General features: G+C 60.7%; 16 protein-coding genes. 3 read left to right on the top strand and 13 right to left on the bottom strand.

Going from position 1 to position 17,201, the window contains the following annotated elements; translation table 11 throughout:
- Positions 1 to 12: 12 nt before the first annotated feature.
- Positions 13 to 1,139, bottom strand: a protein-coding gene (locus FA04_RS27810) for an IS3 family transposase (protein WP_156553061.1) whose coding sequence is annotated in 2 segments (ribosomal slippage) — positions 13 to 911 and positions 911 to 1,139 — 1,128 coding nt in all. Because the reading frame shifts where the segments join, the coding sequence is not laid out codon by codon here.
- A gap of 193 nt (positions 1,140 to 1,332) precedes the next feature.
- Here FA04_RS27810 and nuoH point away from each other — a divergent pair.
- From nuoH to FA04_RS27790, 3 genes are all read left to right on the top strand, one after another.
- Positions 1,333 to 2,319, top strand: a complete 987-nt coding sequence (nuoH, locus tag FA04_RS27800; RefSeq protein ID WP_034796768.1) for an NADH-quinone oxidoreductase subunit NuoH — start codon at positions 1,333 to 1,335, stop codon at positions 2,317 to 2,319.
- A gap of 132 nt (positions 2,320 to 2,451) precedes the next feature.
- The gene (locus FA04_RS27795) at positions 2,452 to 3,018 is read left to right on the top strand and encodes an NADH-quinone oxidoreductase subunit I (protein WP_034796769.1); all 567 of its coding nucleotides are present in this window, start codon (positions 2,452 to 2,454) and stop codon (positions 3,016 to 3,018) included.
- A 37-nt stretch (positions 3,019 to 3,055) separates the two neighbouring features.
- Entirely contained in the window at positions 3,056 to 3,496 is a 441-nt protein-coding gene (locus tag FA04_RS27790) for a CBS domain-containing protein (RefSeq protein ID WP_034796770.1), read from the top strand.
- Between the two features lie 60 nt (positions 3,497 to 3,556).
- On the opposite strand, the gene nuoG is transcribed toward FA04_RS27790, so the two are convergent.
- The 12 genes from nuoG to FA04_RS27730 form a co-directional block, all read right to left on the bottom strand.
- Positions 3,557 to 6,133 (bottom strand): NADH-quinone oxidoreductase subunit NuoG, encoded by a 2,577-nt coding sequence (gene nuoG, locus FA04_RS27785; RefSeq protein ID WP_034796771.1) that lies wholly within the window; start codon positions 6,131 to 6,133, stop codon positions 3,557 to 3,559.
- 27 nt (positions 6,134 to 6,160) lie between these two features.
- Entirely contained in the window at positions 6,161 to 7,426 is a 1,266-nt protein-coding gene (gene nuoF / locus FA04_RS27780) for an NADH-quinone oxidoreductase subunit NuoF (RefSeq protein ID WP_034796772.1), read from the bottom strand.
- 2 nt (positions 7,427 to 7,428) lie between these two features.
- Positions 7,429 to 7,941, bottom strand: coding sequence for an NADH-quinone oxidoreductase subunit NuoE (gene nuoE, locus FA04_RS27775; protein ID WP_034796773.1), 513 nt, complete (start codon positions 7,939 to 7,941; stop codon positions 7,429 to 7,431).
- A gap of 16 nt (positions 7,942 to 7,957) precedes the next feature.
- A complete protein-coding gene (gene nuoD / locus FA04_RS27770) occupies positions 7,958 to 9,172 on the bottom strand; it encodes an NADH dehydrogenase (quinone) subunit D (protein ID WP_034796774.1) in 1,215 nt (404 codons plus the stop codon).
- Positions 9,173 to 9,254: 82 nt separating this feature from the next.
- Positions 9,255 to 9,791 (bottom strand): NADH-quinone oxidoreductase subunit C, encoded by a 537-nt coding sequence (locus FA04_RS27765; RefSeq protein WP_034796775.1) that lies wholly within the window; start codon positions 9,789 to 9,791, stop codon positions 9,255 to 9,257.
- Positions 9,788 to 10,291: a NuoB/complex I 20 kDa subunit family protein gene (locus tag FA04_RS27760; protein ID WP_034796776.1), complete on the bottom strand. Its 504-nt coding sequence runs from the start codon at positions 10,289 to 10,291 to the stop codon at positions 9,788 to 9,790. Before FA04_RS27760 ends, FA04_RS27765 begins: the two co-directional genes overlap by 4 nt.
- Positions 10,279 to 10,644 carry an NADH-quinone oxidoreductase subunit A gene (locus FA04_RS27755; protein ID WP_029742550.1) on the bottom strand — a complete coding sequence of 122 codons (366 nt, stop codon included), beginning with the start codon at positions 10,642 to 10,644 and terminating at the stop codon, positions 10,279 to 10,281. The genes FA04_RS27760 and FA04_RS27755 overlap by 13 nt, the downstream gene beginning before the upstream one ends.
- A gap of 153 nt (positions 10,645 to 10,797) precedes the next feature.
- Positions 10,798 to 12,237, bottom strand: a complete 1,440-nt coding sequence (locus FA04_RS27750; RefSeq protein ID WP_034796778.1) for an NADH-quinone oxidoreductase subunit N — start codon at positions 12,235 to 12,237, stop codon at positions 10,798 to 10,800.
- Positions 12,234 to 13,709: a complex I subunit 4 family protein gene (locus FA04_RS27745; protein ID WP_034796780.1), complete on the bottom strand. Its 1,476-nt coding sequence runs from the start codon at positions 13,707 to 13,709 to the stop codon at positions 12,234 to 12,236. The genes FA04_RS27750 and FA04_RS27745 overlap by 4 nt, the downstream gene beginning before the upstream one ends.
- Positions 13,710 to 13,717: 8 nt before the next feature.
- Positions 13,718 to 15,493, bottom strand: a complete 1,776-nt coding sequence (locus FA04_RS27740; RefSeq protein WP_034796782.1) for a Na(+)/H(+) antiporter subunit D — start codon at positions 15,491 to 15,493, stop codon at positions 13,718 to 13,720.
- Positions 15,486 to 15,740: a hypothetical protein gene (locus FA04_RS27735; RefSeq protein ID WP_034796785.1), complete on the bottom strand. Its 255-nt coding sequence runs from the start codon at positions 15,738 to 15,740 to the stop codon at positions 15,486 to 15,488. Before FA04_RS27735 ends, FA04_RS27740 begins: the two co-directional genes overlap by 8 nt.
- Positions 15,737 to 17,200: a monovalent cation/H+ antiporter subunit D family protein gene (locus FA04_RS27730; RefSeq protein WP_034796787.1), complete on the bottom strand. Its 1,464-nt coding sequence runs from the start codon at positions 17,198 to 17,200 to the stop codon at positions 15,737 to 15,739. The genes FA04_RS27735 and FA04_RS27730 overlap by 4 nt, the downstream gene beginning before the upstream one ends.
- Between the last annotated feature and the right edge of the window lies 1 nt (position 17,201).

Raw genomic sequence — 17,201 nt, 5'->3', positions numbered from 1 at the left:
GACACCCTCGGGTTAGATTTTCTGCTGCTTCTCGAACTCGACGGGTGACAGCATCCCGTTCCTGACGTGTTTGCGTTTCGGGTTGTAGAACATTTCGATGTAGTCGAACACGTCCTGGCGAGCTTCATCGCGTGAACGGTAGACCCTGCGACGTATCCTCTCTCGCTTCAGAAGATTGAAGAAGCTCTCGGCCACCGCATTGTCATGGCAGTTGCCGCGTCGGCTCATCGAGTGAACCAGATTGTGGTGCCTGAGGAACGAGGCCCAGTCCATGCTGGTGAATTGCGAGCCCTGATCGGAGTGGATCAGCACTTTGTCCTTCGGTTTGCGTCGCCACACCGCCATGAGCAGAGCCTGCAATACGACGTCCGTGGTTTGGCGGCTCTGCATCGCCCAGCCGATGACCCGGCGGGAATAGAGGTCGATGACGACGGCCAAATAAGCAAAACCTTCGCAGGTCCGGATATAGGTGATGTCCGTGACCCAGGCCTTGTCCGGAGCCGCTACGTCAAACTGCCGGTCGAGCGTGTTGTCGATAGCGACGGCAGGCCTGCCGCCATAGATGCCGGGACGGCGTTTGTAGCCAATCTGCGCCTTGATCCCGGCGAGACGGGTCAGACGCGCAACCCGGTTCGGGCAGCATATCTCGCCCTGATCGAGAAGGTCGTCGTGCAGCTTGCGATAACCGTAGACCTTCCCGCTCTCTTCCCATGCCTTCAGGAGCAGATCGGTCTGTCGTTTGTCCTCGTTGGCTCGCCTGCTCAGCGGGTTCTTCAGCCAGGTGTAAAATCCACTGGGATGAACCCGCAGAAGGCGGCACATCGTCCGCACCGAAAACTGCAAGCGATGCAGAGCAATGAACGCGTACTTCACTTTGCATCCCTGGCGAAATACGCGGCCGCTTTTTTTAGGATATCTCGCTCCTCGGTAACGCGAGCCAGTTCCTTCTTTAGCCGCCTGATCTCCTCGGTCTCGTCGTTGCCCTTGGCGTTCGACGCAGCAAACTTCTTCTTCCATTCGTAGAGCGAATGCTGGCTGACGCCGAGACGCTGCGAAACCTCAGCAACCGGATAGCCTCGCTCCGTGATCTGGCGCACCGCGTCACGCTTAAACTCTTCGCTGAAATTCGATTTGCTCATGATGCTCTTCTTGCCTCAAAATTAGGAAAGAAGGCGTCTACAAATCTCGGTGCTATTCACAGAATAGGAAACGGCAGCCTGTCCACGGCCGCCGTTTCGTGAGAAAATGGAGAAAACTGGAAGGACCCGCTCAACGGGTAAGCCGGGTCGGGCCCAGTCACGTTTCTGCCTGTCGAATAGATGGCCGCGGATCATGGAACTTCTCGTCGCCCTTGGCCTTATCGCCCTCAAGATCGCATTGCTCATCGCAATGCTTCTACTCTTGCCTTTGCCGCTGACCTGGCTGGAGCGAAAGATTGCCGGCCACATGCAGCAGCGCATGGGTCCGATGCGCGTGGGGTGGCACGGCCTGCTGCAGCCAGTGGCTGACGGTATCAAGCTCCTGACGAAAGAGGATCATATCCCTGCAGAGGCAGATCGCTTCCTATTCAAGCTGGCGCCGATCCTGGCGCTCGCTCCGCCCTTTGTGGTGTTTGTCGCGATCCCCTTCGGCGAGACCGTCTCAGTGCTCAATGCAGAGATCACGCTCTACGTTTCCAATCTGAATGTGGCATTGCTCTTCGTCTTCGCGGTGATCGGTCTGGAGGTCTATGGCGTCATCTTCGGCGGCTGGGCCGCCAACAGCAAATACGCCGTTCTCGGCAGTCTGAGGACCTGCGCACAGATGATCAGCTACGAAATCCCCATGGGTTTCGCAGTCATCGGCGTCGTGATGCTCGCACAGTCGATGAGCCTCGTGGACATCGTGCGCGCCCAGAGCGATCTCTGGAACATCGTCTATCAACCGATCGGGTTCTTCGTCTTCTTCGTTGCGGGATTGGCCGAAGCGCAGCGCATTCCCTTCGACCTGGCCGAAGCGGAAGGGGATCTCGGCGCCGGGTTCCATACCGAGTACAGCGGTATTCGTTTCGCGCTCTTCATGGTCAGCGAATACGTCATCGTGCTCCTGGTATCGGTCCTCTCCGTCATCCTGTTTTTCGGCGGCTGGAACGGTATTCTCATTCCGCTGCCGCCGCTTCTCTGGTTTGCGCTCAAAGTGGCATTCTTCATTTATGTGTTTATGTGGTTCCGTTTCACTTTGCCCCGCTATCGCTATGACCAACTGATGGCGATCGGATGGAAAGTCTTGCTTCCTCTGTCAATGGCGAACATAATTATCACTGGTATTGCTTTCACTTAGGAGCCAGGGCGGCTTGTCCACGCGCCTTCTAGGTTCGGTGTCGATCTGACGAAGATGCGTGCAGCAATCGAAGGGACTACAGCGACCCTCCCGCGTTGGAATAGACGCACGCCGCTGTAGAACGGCGCGACCATGTCACGCGTAGTCGACAGAGCTGGAACATGGATCGGCTGGGCGCTTTTTGCCGACCTGGCGAGCGCCTTTACGCTGACCTTTGGCTATATGTTCTCCAAGCCGGTGACCATGCAGTATCCGGACAAGGAGAAGTGGCTCCCCTATTCGCGCTATCGCGGCCATCACTTCCTCAAACGCGACGAAGAGGGCGAGATCAAGTGTGTCGCGTGCGAGCTTTGCGCTCGCATCTGCCCCTGCGACTGCATCGAAGTCGTTCCCTACGAGGACGAAAACGGCAACCGACACCCAGCAAAATTCGAGATCGACACGGCCAGGTGCCTTTTCTGCGGCCTCTGTGAGGACGCCTGCCCTGCGGACGCCATCGCACTTGGCCAGCAGTATGAATTCTCGAGTTTTTCGTCGCGTGACCTGGTGATCGGACGCGACGATCTGCTCGAAAAACCTGGAAAGGCGATGGCCGGCGGTGGTGTCGTCGCCGCACGCCTGAATACGGATGAGGACGTGCTGGTCGAAACGAGCGAACCGCATGGATACAACTGGTGGCGCAATATCCGGCGAACGTGAGGAGCAGCAAACCGGGGCGCGCAGATAGGAGGCTCAGATGCTTGTCGGTGAAATCGTGAAGGATAAGGGTGCTGGAGTGATCGCAGTCGCTCCCGACCAGGCGATGGTGGAGATCCTGCGGCTCTTTCGTGACAACAATATCGGCTTCGTGGTCGTCAGCCACGCGCCCGGAAGGTACATGGGCACGGTCTCGGAACGGGATTGCTGCAATGCGCTTGCGGAATATGGGCCTGAGGCAGCGCTGATGCCGGTCGCCGAGATCATGAACCGCAACGTGGCGATCTGTTCGGCTGTCGATGGGCTGCCCCTGGTGATGTCGATCATGACCCAGAGACGGACACGTCATGTGCTGGTCATTGAGGAGGAGGCCATTGTCGGCGTCGTCAGCATCGGCGACGTGGTCAAGCACCGGCTCGACGAGGCGCAGCGCACCGAGCGACACCTGTACGAATACATTGCCGGGGCCGGCTACCACTGAGAGTGGCTTTGCGCCCAGAGGTCGGGACACGGGCCTTGCAGGCGCCTCGGGCGCAAATCCTCATGCTCCTCGCCAGACCCGGTTCGTGCCCTCGATTGCGTGCGCTGTTGCTGCCTTGTGAACCTTAACCGGACACGGGTATTCACCGCGCCTCATCAAGCTGTTGAGGCGAAGAGACCGATAGTTTTCGGGAACAAAGACAAGACCCTTGGGAAACGGCTTTTCGACCTTGAGCTGCGCTACCAGTTCACCGCGGGTTGAACGAACGACCACCTGGTCGCCGTCCGAAAGGCCAAGCTTAGCCGCATCCTCAGCGCTCATCGCGACATAAGGATCGTTGGCGACCGTGTTCAGGATCTCCGAACGCTCGGTCAGATAGCCATTGTGGAATAGACAGTTGCCGGTGACGAGCAGGAGCCCGTCGTGCGGTTGCGAAACGGTCGGCGGTGCATGGAAGGCTTCCGCCGGTGGCGTCGGGCCTTCTTTCGTGAAGGCACCGTCGGCACCAAGTCCGGTCCAGGTGAGCGCCTGATAGGCCGGTATCAGCCGGGCGATCTCATCGAAAACCGCGACATGCGTCGAAGGCTGCAATATTTGGCCGCGCTCAGCTGCGACAAAATCGAAGATAGCGAGATTACCCCGCGCCTCAAAGACTGGTTCCCGGAACTTGGCGACCTGCTGGATGCGACCCTCGTTGTTGGTAAAGCTGCCGGGCTCTTCACCGTAGCCCGCCGCTGGCAAGACAACCTCGGCCAGTGCGGCCGTCTCGTTAAGGAAACTGTCCTGCACGATCAAGAGATCAGCGGCGCCAAGTGCCCGCGCCACGAACTCCCTGTCCGGATAAGAGACCAGGGGGTCAGTTCCGACAAGGTAGAGCGCCCCCATTTGCCCAGCCACGCAGAGATCCAGCATCGCGTCGAGGTCACCACCCGGCCCATGGGGGATTTCGGCGCCCCAGTTCCGGGCAAGAGCGGCGCGCGCCGTCTCGTCGACAACCGGCTGCAGCCCCGGCAAGCCGCCCGCCAGGGCCCCCATATCAAAGGCGCCCAGCTGGTTGGCGCGGTCGAAGAGGAACTGCAATGCTGGGGTCTTGCCGAGGAGGCGAAGCAGTTGCAAGAGATTGGTGAGTTGCTGCAACGCTCCCCGCGCGTCTGACGATCTCAGGAGGTCGACACTGACAAGCACGGTGACAGTGCTGCCTTCGTTGAGTGCTGCGGCCAGACGATCCGGTCCATCGCCGCCATTGCCAGCCACCGGGCCGCCGACTGCCACGCCGATCTCTGCAACAGCGTCACCTGACAGTTTGTCACCGACGGCCGCAGCAAGTCCGGCAACCACGGCTGCAAGGCTCGCGACCTCTCCGCCAGGCGATACACGAACCACAGCCTTAGCATCGGCGTCGAGGCGGGACGGTCGCGTCGAGAGCATGAGTAATCCAGTCCCGCGCCGCCTGGCGGCATCCCGCAGCAGATACTCGGTGACCGGGTTTTCCTCGGTCACGTTGCCGCCGATAACAAGCACGTGATCGACGCCGATCACGTCCGTCAAAGGTGCACGACTGTAGCCTGCCATCAGCGGGGCAAGCGCGTCGAAGGGTGTGGACCAGCGCGACGAGCTGTCGATGTTGTTGGTCGCAAAGACCGTGCGCATGAGCTTTTGGAACTGATAGAGAACCTCATTGGGCAGGCGCGGCGAGACAAGTCCGCCGGAAGCCTTGCTTTCGACCGCTGCTAGCCGCCGGCGCAGATAGTCTCCTGATTCGTCCCAGGAGACCGGCACAAGAGTGCCGTCGCGGCGGATCATCGGTCGTTTGATCCGATCATGCCCTTCGATGAAGTCAAGGCCGAAACGGCCGCGTGCGCAGAGCGTTTCGCGGTTGACGCCGTGTTCCTCCTTGGACCGGACACGCATGAATTCGCCCTTGCGCGCGCCGACGGTCAACTGACATCCCGTGCCGCAATGCGGACAGATCGTGTCGACCTCGGCGAGATCCCAGGGCCGAGCCTTATAGCGATAGGGAAAGCTCATCAGCGCGCCGACCGGACAGACTTCGATGCAGTTGCCACACTGGTCGCAACTGGCAAGACTGCCCTCAAAGCCGGTGACGGCCGTATCCATGCCTTTCTCGACGGTGCCAAGGGCGACCGCGCCGACGACCTCCTCGCACATGCGCACGCAGCGCTGGCACTGGATACAACGGTTGACGTTCATGATGACGACCGGGCTCAGGCGAATGTCGCGAGAATGGAAGACGCGCTTGGGATCATGAAAGCGGCTTCTCCCCGGGCCATAGGCCATCACCATGTCCTGGAGCTCACACTCGCCGCCCTTGTCGCAGATCGGGCAGTCGAGCGGGTGGTTGGCAAGCAGCATGTCCAGCATGGACGAACGTGTTTCATCAATCAGTGGCGTATCCGTTCGCACGACCATGCCTTCAGTGACGGCTGTGGCGCAGGACGGCTGTAGCCGCCGCAGCCCCTCGATCTCGATGAGACACATGCGGCAGGAGGCAAGCGGCGGCAGGCGCTTTAAGTAGCAGAAGGTCGGAATTTCGATGCCCAAGCGCTGGGCGGCCTGCAACACCGTCGAGCCGGCCTCGACCTCCAGTGTTTGCCCATTGACCGTAACGCTCACCATGACCTACTCGCCCGCGCTAGGCGCTCCTTAGTGGAACGGACACTTCCGCTCCTCGATATGGGCGACAAACTCCTCGCGGAAATGCGCAAGCGAGGCCCGCAACCCCATCGCAGCACCGTCACCCAAAGCACAAAACGTATTGCCGAAAATGCCTTTGCAGAGCATGTCCAGCTGCTCCATGTCGCCGGGGGCGCCCTCGCCCGCCTCGATCCGGCGCAGCACTTTCACAACCCAGTTCAACCCCTCGCGGCAGGGTGTGCACTTGCCGCAGGACTCGTGGTGAAAGAACTCGATGATGCGGGTGGCGACCTTGACCATGCAGGTCGTGTCATCGACGACGATCACGCCTGCCGAACCCAGCATCGTGCCGGCAGCAGCAAGCGAGTCAAAGTCCATCCCGACGTCCAGGCCCGGCTCCGGGATCACCGGTGCGGAAACACCACCTGGTATTACCGCCTTGATCTTGCGACCGGCCGGCGGCCCGCCGGCATGGTCCTCGACCAGTTCTCGAAGCGGGATCCCCATCGGAAGCTCGTAGAGGCCGGGCATGCGCACCTGTCCGCTGACGCAGTAGAGCTTCGGGCCTGGGCTCTTTTCGGGTCCGATACCGCGGAACCAGTCAGGGCCCCGCGCCACGATATGCGGCACGCAGACCAGCGTCTCGACATTGTTGATGACGGTCGGGCTGGCATAGAGCCCCGCAACGGCTGGAAATGGCGGCTTCAGGCGCGGCTGTGCCCTCTTGCCCTCGAGCGAGTCGAGCATCGCGGTCTCTTCGCCACAGATATAGGCACCAGCACCGCAATGGACGTGGACGACGAAATTGAAGTCCGAGCCCAGTATCCCTGTTCCGAGATAGCCTTTGGCTTTGGCCTCGGCAATCGCCTGTTCCAGCCGCCTGATCGCCAGCACATACTCGCCGCGAATGTAGACATAGGCGACCTCGGCTCCGATCGCATAGGCGCTGATCGCCATGCCTTCGACCAATTGGTGCGGGTCGCGCTCCATGACGATCCGGTCCTTGAAGGTGCCAGGCTCCCCTTCGTCGGCGTTACAGCAGAGATACTTCGGCTTGTCGGCCCGCTTGGGGACGAAACTCCACTTCATGCCGGTCGGAAACCCGGCTCCGCCGCGGCCACGCAGGTTCGATCTCTTGACGAGATCGATGATCTCGTCGGGCGTATGTTCCTTGAGGGCTTTGTGAAGCCCTCGGTAGCCGCCGCCGGCCTCATATGTCGAAAGAAGATGCCCATCCTGCACGTTCACATTCTTCAAAAGAACCGGTTCGTACATGGTTATTCCCCCGGCGGTTCGACGGCAGCGAGATCGGCGCCGGCCGCGTGCGGAACCATGGCGCGCAGCCGGGCAAGCAGCGCGTCGATCCGCTCGATGTCGAGATTGCCGTGATAGTCGTCGCCGACCTGCATGACCGGAGCCATTTCACAGGCGCCGAGGCATTCGACGGTCGAGAGCGTGAACAGCCCATCCCCGGTCGTGCCTCCCTTCTTGATCCCGAGCACGTTCTCCAGATGCGTCAGCAGATCCTCGGATCGGCGCAGCATGCAGGATACGTTGTCGCAGAGCTGCAGGTGGAACTTTCCCACTGGCTCGGTATGGAAGAGCGTGTAGAAGGTTGCGAGCTCGTAGACCCAGATCCGTTCGACGCCGAGGATGTCGGCGACTTCTTCCAGCACCGGGCCGGGCAGATGGCCATGTTCGCGCTGCGCGATCAAAAGTGCCGGCATGATCGCCGAGCGCTGGTCGGGATACCGCGCCGCCGCCTGTTCGATCTTCTCGCGCATCGCCATCACGTCCAAATCTCCGCTACTTGTCGACCTCCGCCATTACAGGATCGAGGCTGCCGAGCACGGCGATCATGTCCGCCAGATAGCGGGCGTTGGTGACGCCGAAGACACCTTGAAGGTTGACGAACGAAGGAGCCCTCACCTTCATGCGGAACGGTTTCGGCGATCCGTCGCTGATGATGTAGAAGCCGAGCTCGCCCTTAGGTGCCTCGATTGCCGAATAGACCTCGCCCTTCGGCACGCTGAAGCCATACGCCGACAGGTCGAAATGCTGGATCAGGGCCTCCATCGAGCAATGCACGCGGTCCTTGTCGACGGGGAAAGCGATCGTCGGCATGTCGACCTGGAACGGCCCCTCCGGCATCTGCTCAATGCATTGTTCGATGATCCGCATGCTTTCACGCATCTCATCGACCCGGCAGCGCCAGCGCGCATAACAATCGCCTTCGTCGCGCGTGATGACATTGAAATCGAGCCGGTCGTAAATTTCGTAGGGCTCGTCACGACGGATGTCCCAGTCGACGCCGGAAGCACGCAGGTTCGGACCGCTGAGGCCGAGATCGATGGCGTCTTCGGCGGTGATGACGCCGATCCCTTGAGTGCGTTTGAGGAACACCCTGTTGTCTTCGAGCAGCCGCTCATAGTCGCGGATGCGGTTTGGGAAGATGTCGCAGAACTCCCTGATCTTTGGGAAGAACCCATCAGGCAGGTCCTCGCGAACGCCACCGACCCGGCAGAAGGAGGTGTGCATGCGCGCGCCGGTGACCATTTCGAGGAGATCCATGATCATTTCGCGCTCGCGCATGACGTAAAGCAGCGCGGTCATGGCGCCGAGATCCATCGGCAGCGCGCCGGTGATCAAAAGATGACCGGAGATGCGCGCGAGTTCCGCCATCATCACGCGGATATATTGCGCCCGGATCGGGGCCTCGATGCCGAGCAGCTTCTCCACCGCGAGCGCGAAGGCCAGGTTGTTCGAGGGCGGGCAGAGGTAGTCGAGCCTGTCGGTCAGCGGGAAGATCTGCGTATAGGTAAAGCTTTCTGCCAGTTTTTCCGTGCCGCGATGCAGGTAGCCGATATGGGGGTCCACCCGCTTGACATACTCGCCGTCCAGTTCGAGCACGAGCCGGAGGACCCCATGGGTGCTGGGGTGTTGGGGTCCGAGATTGAGAAGCACTTCCTTGCTGTTGAGCGCTTCTCCTTCCGGCCTCGTGAGCTCGGTGACTTCAGTCATCTCAACTTTCCGGTATCGATCGGTCTCCGTGGTTCATGTGATTTCGGATCGGTCCAAAAGGAAACCGCCCGCACCTTTCCTCCTATGGAATGTTCCGCGTGGCGAGGTCGGGCTGGGTCGGCGGCGGACCTTCGGCCCCAAAGGGGTTCAGCTTGTCCTTGTACCCCTTAAGCGGGAAGTCCTTGCGCTGGGGAAAGCCCTCGAAGCCCTCCCACATATAGATCCGGCGCAAGTCAGGATGACCCTGGAACCGGATGCCATACATGTCCCAGGCTTCGCGCTCGTGCCAGTTGGCCGTGCGCCAGACCCCGGTGACCGAGGGAATCTCGGGCGGATCGCCAAGTCGACACTTGATGCGGACACGCCAGCGGTTGGGCAGCGAATAGAGATGGTACACCGCCTCAAAGCGCGGCGTTTCGGGATAATGGTCAACGCCGCAGATGTCGGAAAGGAAGTTGAACCTGAACTCGGGTTGGTCCTTCAGGAACCGGCAGAATTCGACGATCTTTTCGGGCGGAACCACGAAGACGTCAATGCCATGCGCAGTCCCGAGATCCTCGATCGTTTCCCCGAAGCGCTCCAGGATCAAAGCGCGATTGAGAGACGGTTCGACACTCATGATGCCCCCACCCGATCGAGAGGTGTTCCGGCGAGCGCGCGGGACTTCTTGATCTTTTCTTGCAATAGCAGGAAGCCATGCATCAGCGCCTCGGGCCGTGGCGGACATCCGGGCACATGCACATCGACCGGCACGAAGGTTTCAGACCCTTGCACCACCGCATAGGTGTTGTAGACGCCCCCTGAAATGGCGCAGGTACCCATGGCAATCACCCAGCGTGGCTCCGGCATCTGGTCGTAAAGCCGGCGCACGACGGGCGCGAACTTGCGGGTCACCGTGCCGGCGATGATCATCACGTCGGACTGGCGCGGTGACGGGCGGAACACCACGCCGAACCGGTCGAGATCGTAGCGCGCGCACCCCGCCGAGATCATTTCGATGGCACAGCAGGCGATGCCGAAGGTCTCGGGCCACAGCGCCGACCTTCGGCTCCAATTGATGACGCTCTCGGCCGTGGTGAACAGCACGCTGTCCTGGATCGTGTTTCCTACTCCTCCCATTCCAGCGCTCCCTTCAGCCAGGCGTAGGCAAAACCCACGAGAAGCAGCACGATGAAGACAAACATTTCGAGATAAGCGACGAGACCAATCTCTTTGAGGACGACTGCCCAGGGGAAGAGAAACATCGCCTCGACATCAAAGACGACCAGGAGGATCGCGAGAATAAAGAACTGCACCCTGAAGCGTCCCCCGGCTGCCTCGCCTGCCGGGTCCATGCCGCATTCATAGGGCATGTTCTTTTCGGGATAGGGATTGGACGGCCGCAACAGCGAGGAAACAAAAAGCGTCGCCCCCACCACCAGAACAATTCCGGCGATCATGAAAAGAACCGGCAGGAAATCCGCTGCAGACATATCGCGCAGCCCGGTCACCCATCGGGGCGTTGGTCAAGCCGCGATCGGCTCTTTCGGGCCGGTAACGCGGTCGCCCAGTAGAAGCGACTTTGGGCATTCCTTTCCTAAACTGCTAGTTTATTCTGTCGGATAGGCCAATGCAAATGCGATCGCTCAGCCGCCGAAGGCCGACTGCTGGGCGAGCTTCAGAAACCACGCCGGAAACAGGCCGATGCCAATCGTGCCGGCGGCGGTGACGGCAAGAGTAATGCCAACGAGAGGCGTCAGGGCTGGCTCGAACGCCCGCACCGGTTCGCGCATGAACATCACCATGACGATGCGAATGTAGAAATAGGCGGCGACGGCGCTCAGGAGCACCGCTATCACGGCCAAAAGGACGAAACCACGCTCGACGAGCGCGACCAGCACGTAGAACTTGGCAAAGAAGCCTGCCGTCGGTGGAATGCCCGCCAGCGAAAACAGATAGAGCAACATCAACAGTGCCAGCCCCGGATGCAGCTTGGCGAAGCCGGAATAGTCCTCAATGACTTCGCCCGAGAAATTGCCGTTGCGCATCATGATGACGGCGCCGAAGATACCGAGGTTCATGAAGGTGTAAATCAGAAGGTAGAGCATCACGCTGGCGATCCCGTCCGCACCGCCGGCCACGATGCCCAAAATGGCAAAGCCGGCATGGGCGATACTGGAATAGGCGAGCAGGCGCTTGAAGTTATCCTGCACCAGCGCCACGAAACTTCCGAGCGCCATCGTCACCACCGCGATAACGGCCAATATGATCCAGACGTTGGAGCTTGCGACCAACGGGTTGAGGAACACCCTGAGGATCACCGCAAACCCTGCCGCCTTGGGCCCGACGGACATGAAGGCGGTAATCGTCGTCGGGGCACCCTCGTAGACATCCGGCACCCACATATGAAACGGCACCGCGCCAATCTTGAAGACCAGCCCCGCGACGATGAAGACCACCGCAAGCAGCAAGCCCTGATCGAGCGGATCATTGCCGACTGCCGCCGCCATCCGATCCAGCTGCGTCGTGCCGGTAAGGCCATAGACCAGCGAAACACCATAAAGAAAAATCCCGGTCGAGACGGCGCCAAGGATGACGTATTTCAGTGCCGCCTCGTTTGAGCGTTGTTGACGCCGAAGGAAGCCGGTCAGCACGTAGGTGCACAGCACCATCAGTTCGAGGCCAACATAGATCGACAGGAGATCGGTCGCAGACGCCATGATCATCATGCCGGCAAGCGCAAGCAGCAGCAGGACATAGTATTCGCTGCCGCCGATCCCTTCGATATCGGCATAGTTTCGCGAGAGCAGGAACGTGAGCAGGATCGACAGGTAGAACAGCGATTTGAAGAAGATGGAGAAGGGGTCGGCGACGAACATGCCCGCATAAGCCGGCTCTGCCCCTCCTGACAGCGTGAATGTCGCCAGGGCGGCAAGCAGCACGACCGCGACCGACGCCCACACAAGAAGAGCGTCCTTTCCCTTCGGCAGGAGTTGTCCGCCAATCAACAGGATTGAGGACCCGACAATCACGATGATTTCGGGCAGGCTTACAAGGATCGACGCAAGGAGCGCTGCGGCGGTCATGGCCCGTTCCCCCTGTCGTGGACCTGCTGCAAAAGATGCGTGACCGAGCTGTCGATGATGGCGAGAAAGGGCTTGGGGTAGAAGCCGACCCAAAGCACGAAGACGGCGAGCGGCAGGATCGCCACCAGTTCGCGGCCGTTGACGTCACGAACCTTGAACCGCGCGCCGACGGTCGCCGGACCGAGCGCGACCTTCCGGTACATGCCAAGCAGATAGGCCGCGCTCAGCAATGCGCCCAATACGGCGACTGCGCCAAGCGTGAGGTTGGCCGCAAACCCGCCCGACAGAACCAGCAACTCGCCCACGAACGCGTTCGTTCCCGGCAACGCCATCGACGACAGCACGAACAGCGCCAGGAATCCGGTGTAAACGGGAGCCACCTTCATCAAGCCGCCATAGTCGGCGATGCTGCGGGAATGGGTGCGCTCGTAGATCAGGCCGACGAACAGAAAGAGCGCGCCGGTCGTCACGCCGTGATTGAACATCTGCAGGATGCTGCCTTGAAGGCCGAGCGGGTTGAGGGCAAAAATCCCAAGCGTCACGAAGCCCATATGGCTGATGCTGGAATACGCCACCAGCTTCTTCAAATCGTCCTGCGCCAGGGCAAGCAGCCCGCCATAAACGATCGCGAGTGCCGAGAGTGCCATCATCAAAGTCGAATAATAGACTGAAGCCTCTGGCAGCATCGGCAGCGAGAACCTCAGGAACCCATAGGCCCCCATCTTCAGGAGTACACCGGCAAGGATGATGCTGCCAGCCGTCGGAGCCTGCACATGGGCGTCCGGCAGCCAGGTATGGAGCGGGACCATCGGCACCTTGACCGCGAATGCGACGAGGAAGGCAAAAAACAGCCAGGATTGAATGTCGAACGGCAGATCGAGTGCCATCAAGGCGAGGATGTCGAACGTCCTGCCCCCCTCGAAGTAAAGAACGATGACGCCGATCAGGAACAGGAGGCTGCCCGCCAGGGTGTAGAGGAAGAACTTGAACGCCGCATAGACCCGGCCATCGCCGCCCCAGACCCCGATGATCAGGTACATCGGGATCAGCATCGCCTCCCAGCAGACATAGAACAGAAAAAGGTCGAGCGCCGTGAATACACCCAACATCAGGGTCTGCATGGCGAGCAGGCAGACCATGAACTGCTTAACTTTGCGGTCGATGGCGATCCATGAGGCGAGCACCGAGACAGAGCCCAAAAGCGCGGTCAGGAACACGAAGAGCGCGCTGATCCCGTCGACGCCGAGCGCAAAGGTTATGCTAAGCGCCGGCACCCACGGGTGCTTCTCGACAAACTGCATCTCTGAGCTCCCGGTATTAAAACCGGACAGCATCGCAATGGCGAGCGCCACGTCGAGCAAGGTGAAGCCGAGTGCTGCCCACCGCACCGCCTCGTCGCTGCGCAGAAGCATCACGACCGCCGCCCCGGCGGCCGGTACGAAGACGATCAGGCTGAGCAGCGGGAACGCCATCACACCCCCTACTGCCACACGACGGCAAAAACAGTGATCGCCGCGATCACGCCGGCGATCATCGCCAGCGCGTAGTGGGTGACCATGCCGGTCTGCAACCGCCGCAACGCGCCGCCGCCAGCAAGGATGGCGCGGGCAAGCCCGTTCACCGCCGCATCGACGCCGTTAAGATCCACCCGCAGTCCGGCGCGCGCCGTCCCGTGCAGGAGCGGCAGGACCACAGAGTCTGACACATTGCTCACTGCCTTTTCGTATCGCGCCAGCGGTTTCTCGGCGAGCCACAGGAAGGCTCGTGCCCCCTTGCGGTAGAACCAGTCCGTATCGATGCTGATGGTATTTTCCGGATCGAGCGCTTTCAGGAAGAGCACGAAGCCCAGTGCGGTAAACATCAGCAGACCGAGGCTCTCGGTGACATGCGCGCCCGTATAGGGCTCGAAGGCGACCGGATAGGGAAGGAGCGCATAGAGCGGTCCCGGGAACACGCCAATCGCGATGCAAAGCAGTGCCGCCATGCCCATCGCAACCAGCATGTTGCTGGGCGGCTCGCGCGCCTCCAGCTTTCGATCAGGCCCGAAAAACATGTAGTAGGGCAGCTTGAGGCCCGTGTGCAGGAACGTGCCCGCCGATGCCATCGTGAGTACCAGAACCACCAGTGCCCTGTGATCCTGATCGGCGGCGGCGATCACCATCGACTTGGTGACGAAACCCGAGAAGAACGGAAAGGCTGAGATCGCGAAGGCGCCAACCATATAGAGCGCGACCGTCAGCGGCATGGCTTTGTAGAGCCCGCCGAGCTCGGTCAGTTTCCGCCGTCCGGTGACCTCAACCACCGCCCCTGCCCCCATGAAGAGAAGCGCCTTGTAAAGGATGTGTGCGAAGGCGTGGCTGGTGGCTCCGTTTAAAGCCATTTCAGTGCCGATCCCGATGCCCGCCACCATGTAACCCACCTGGCTGACGATGTGATAGGCAAGCAGCCGCCGACAGTCGTTTTCCAACACCGCATAGATGACGCCATAGAGTGCCATCACAGCACCGAGCCAGACGAGAAGCTCGGTCCCCGGGAATGCGCGCGCCAGCACGTAGACGGCCGTCTTGGTGGTGAAGGCGCTCATGAACACCGCCCCTGTGACGGTCGCTTCGGGATAGGCGTCCGTTAGCCAGGCGTTTAGCGGCGGCACCGCAGCATTCAGCAAAAAGCCGGCGAGGATCAGATAGCCGCCAATATCCGTTGCTCCCGCGGCACCGCCTCCGGCGATCGGACCGAAGAGCAACGAACCGGCGGCGAAACCGTGGAGCACGATGCCACCAAGCAGAGCGACGCCGCCCGTGACGTGCACCATCAGATAGCGGAAGGCCGCACGGATCGCGCGTTCGCCCCCTTGCGCAAAGACCAGATAGGCCGAGGCAAACGCCATGCCCTCCCAGAAGAGGTAGAGCGTCAGATAGTCACCGGCAAACACCACGCCCAGCGCGCTGCCGACATAGACGAAGGCCGCCACATGCTGACCTGCACGCGGCAGATGCAGCGCGTAAACCATGCCGATCAGCGCCATGATGGTGAAGACGGTGGCAAAGACGATGCTGAGCTTGTCGACCTTTGCAAACAGGATTTCCTGCCCGAAGACGCGCGCCGCGCCATAACTGCCTGGCTCCATCGTCAACACCGCGACGATGGCAAGAGCAGGAACGAGCACCAGAAAGACCTTGCGGACCGATCCCTTCAGGAACGGGATCGGCACGGCGCCGAGAATGAGCAGGATGCCGGGATGGACGAAGTCAATCATAGTAGTCCTCGCGCCGCATGAGGCCGACTTGGTGGCCGAGGAACTTGGAAACGAAAATGATGAGCACGCAGGACCCGAAACCATAAGCCGTCGACCAGCCGGGCAAGCGGTCCCACAGATATTCGGCGTGTTCGCGCGGAACCAGGAAATCGGCGACGACGATCAGAACGAGCACGAGATAAAACAACCGGCGGCGAGGCCGCGCATAGCGCTCGTCGCCAAAGAAATCGACGATGTGCCTGATCATCTGACCACTCCTTCCGCCAAGGCGATGAAATAGCCGGGGAAGATGCCCATCAGCACCGACAGGGCAGCGGTCGCCACGAGCGGGATCGTTACCAGCGGAATTTCACGGACAGGCTCTGCTCCTCCCGGAGCCTCTGTTCCGAAAAAGGCGATATAGCTCACCGGCAGGAAGTAGGCGGCGTTGAGGACCGAGCTTGCCAAGAGGACGACGAGGAAAGCCATCTCGCCTGCTTCGACCGAACCGAGCGCAAGATACCACTTGCTGACGAAGCCCGCAGTTGGCGGCACGCCGATCATGCTCAGCGAAGCGACGAAGAAGGCTCCCATCGTCCAGGGCAGCCGGCGGCCGATGCCGGCCATGTCGCTGATGTTGCGTTTTCCCGAGGCGCAGTAGATCGATCCGGCGCAGAAGAAGAGCGTGATCTTGGAGAAGGCGTGCACGGCGATATGAATGATGCCGCCGATCATCGCGACCGGAGACAAAAGCACAGCACCCAGCACCACGTAAGAGAGCTGGCTCACCGTCGAATAGGCAAGCCGCGCCTTCAGGTCGTCGCGGGTCAGAGCATAGATCGACGCCATAAGGATGGTGAAGGAGACGAGATAGGCCGTTGCGATGCCGAGCCCCAGCCTTGCGACCAGATCCACGCCGAAGACATCGAACACCAACCGCAACACGCAAAACACGCCCATCTTAACCACGGCCACTGCATGCAAGAGCGCGCTCACCGGCGTCGGTGCAACCATTGCGGCGGGCAGCCAGGCGTGCATCGGCATCACGGCGGCCTTGGCGAAGCCGAAAAGGTAGCAGAAATAGACAACCGTCAGCAGCGGCGCCGAAGCGTCCACTTTCGCCAGCAGGCCCACCGGGACAAAGTCGAGCGATCCGGCAATCTGGTAGGTCAGCGCCAGCGCGGCAAGAAGCACGCTTTTCGATGCGCCCATCAGGTAGACGAGATACTTTCGGCTGCCTGCCCAGGCCTCTTCGTCCTCGTGGTGGTAGACGAGCGGATAGGTCACGAGGCTCAAAACCTCGTAGAAGATCACCAGAGTGAACAGATTGGCCGCAAACGCCCCCCCGACGGCGGCGGCGAGACTGGTGGCAAAGCAGGCGAAGAAGCGGGTCTGCGCGTGCTCGTTCAGGTGCCGCATGTAGCCGATGGAATAGACCGCTGCGACGATCCACAGGAGCGACGACACGGTGGCAAACACCATGCCGAGCGCATCGACCCGGAAGGCGAAGGCGATGCCCGGCAGGATCTCGAACAGGCGGAGGTTAAGAGTACCACCCGAAAGCACCGTGGGTGCCATCGAGATGACGATCGCGAACATGACGACCGCGGCAAGCGGCGAGACGGCGTCCCGGATTTTGTCGTGCTTGTTCAATAGCAGAACTGCAAGTGCCGCCAGTCCTGCGACGGCGACGGCAAGTAGCGGCCGGATTGAAAGCACCGGTTCCAAG

Source organism: Ensifer adhaerens (assembly GCF_000697965.2).
GTDB lineage: Bacteria > Pseudomonadota > Alphaproteobacteria > Rhizobiales > Rhizobiaceae > Ensifer > Ensifer adhaerens.
Note: the sequence above shows the minus strand (reverse complement) of the source record. Positions and strands in the feature narration are given on the sequence as shown.

What these genes read in the sequence shown, in the direction of transcription:
- nuoH (WP_034796768.1), top strand. Translation starts at nt 1,333, where the DNA reads ATGGAACTTCTCGTCGCCCTTGGCCTTATCGCCCTCAAGATCGCATTG.
- FA04_RS27795 (WP_034796769.1), top strand. Translation starts at nt 2,452, where the DNA reads ATGTCACGCGTAGTCGACAGAGCTGGAACATGGATCGGCTGGGCGCTT.
- FA04_RS27790 (WP_034796770.1), top strand. Translation starts at nt 3,056, where the DNA reads ATGCTTGTCGGTGAAATCGTGAAGGATAAGGGTGCTGGAGTGATCGCA.
- nuoG (WP_034796771.1), bottom strand. Translation starts at nt 6,133, where the DNA reads ATGGTGAGCGTTACGGTCAATGGGCAAACACTGGAGGTCGAGGCCGGC.
- nuoF (WP_034796772.1), bottom strand. Translation starts at nt 7,426, where the DNA reads ATGTACGAACCGGTTCTTTTGAAGAATGTGAACGTGCAGGATGGGCAT.
- nuoE (WP_034796773.1), bottom strand. Translation starts at nt 7,941, where the DNA reads ATGGCGATGCGCGAGAAGATCGAACAGGCGGCGGCGCGGTATCCCGAC.
- nuoD (WP_034796774.1), bottom strand. Translation starts at nt 9,172, where the DNA reads ATGACTGAAGTCACCGAGCTCACGAGGCCGGAAGGAGAAGCGCTCAAC.
- FA04_RS27765 (WP_034796775.1), bottom strand. Translation starts at nt 9,791, where the DNA reads ATGAGTGTCGAACCGTCTCTCAATCGCGCTTTGATCCTGGAGCGCTTC.
- FA04_RS27760 (WP_034796776.1), bottom strand. Translation starts at nt 10,291, where the DNA reads ATGGGAGGAGTAGGAAACACGATCCAGGACAGCGTGCTGTTCACCACG.
- FA04_RS27755 (WP_029742550.1), bottom strand. Translation starts at nt 10,644, where the DNA reads ATGTCTGCAGCGGATTTCCTGCCGGTTCTTTTCATGATCGCCGGAATT.
- FA04_RS27750 (WP_034796778.1), bottom strand. Translation starts at nt 12,237, where the DNA reads ATGACCGCCGCAGCGCTCCTTGCGTCGATCCTTGTAAGCCTGCCCGAA.
- FA04_RS27745 (WP_034796780.1), bottom strand. Translation starts at nt 13,709, where the DNA reads ATGGCGTTCCCGCTGCTCAGCCTGATCGTCTTCGTACCGGCCGCCGGG.
- FA04_RS27740 (WP_034796782.1), bottom strand. Translation starts at nt 15,493, where the DNA reads ATGATTGACTTCGTCCATCCCGGCATCCTGCTCATTCTCGGCGCCGTG.
- FA04_RS27735 (WP_034796785.1), bottom strand. Translation starts at nt 15,740, where the DNA reads ATGATCAGGCACATCGTCGATTTCTTTGGCGACGAGCGCTATGCGCGG.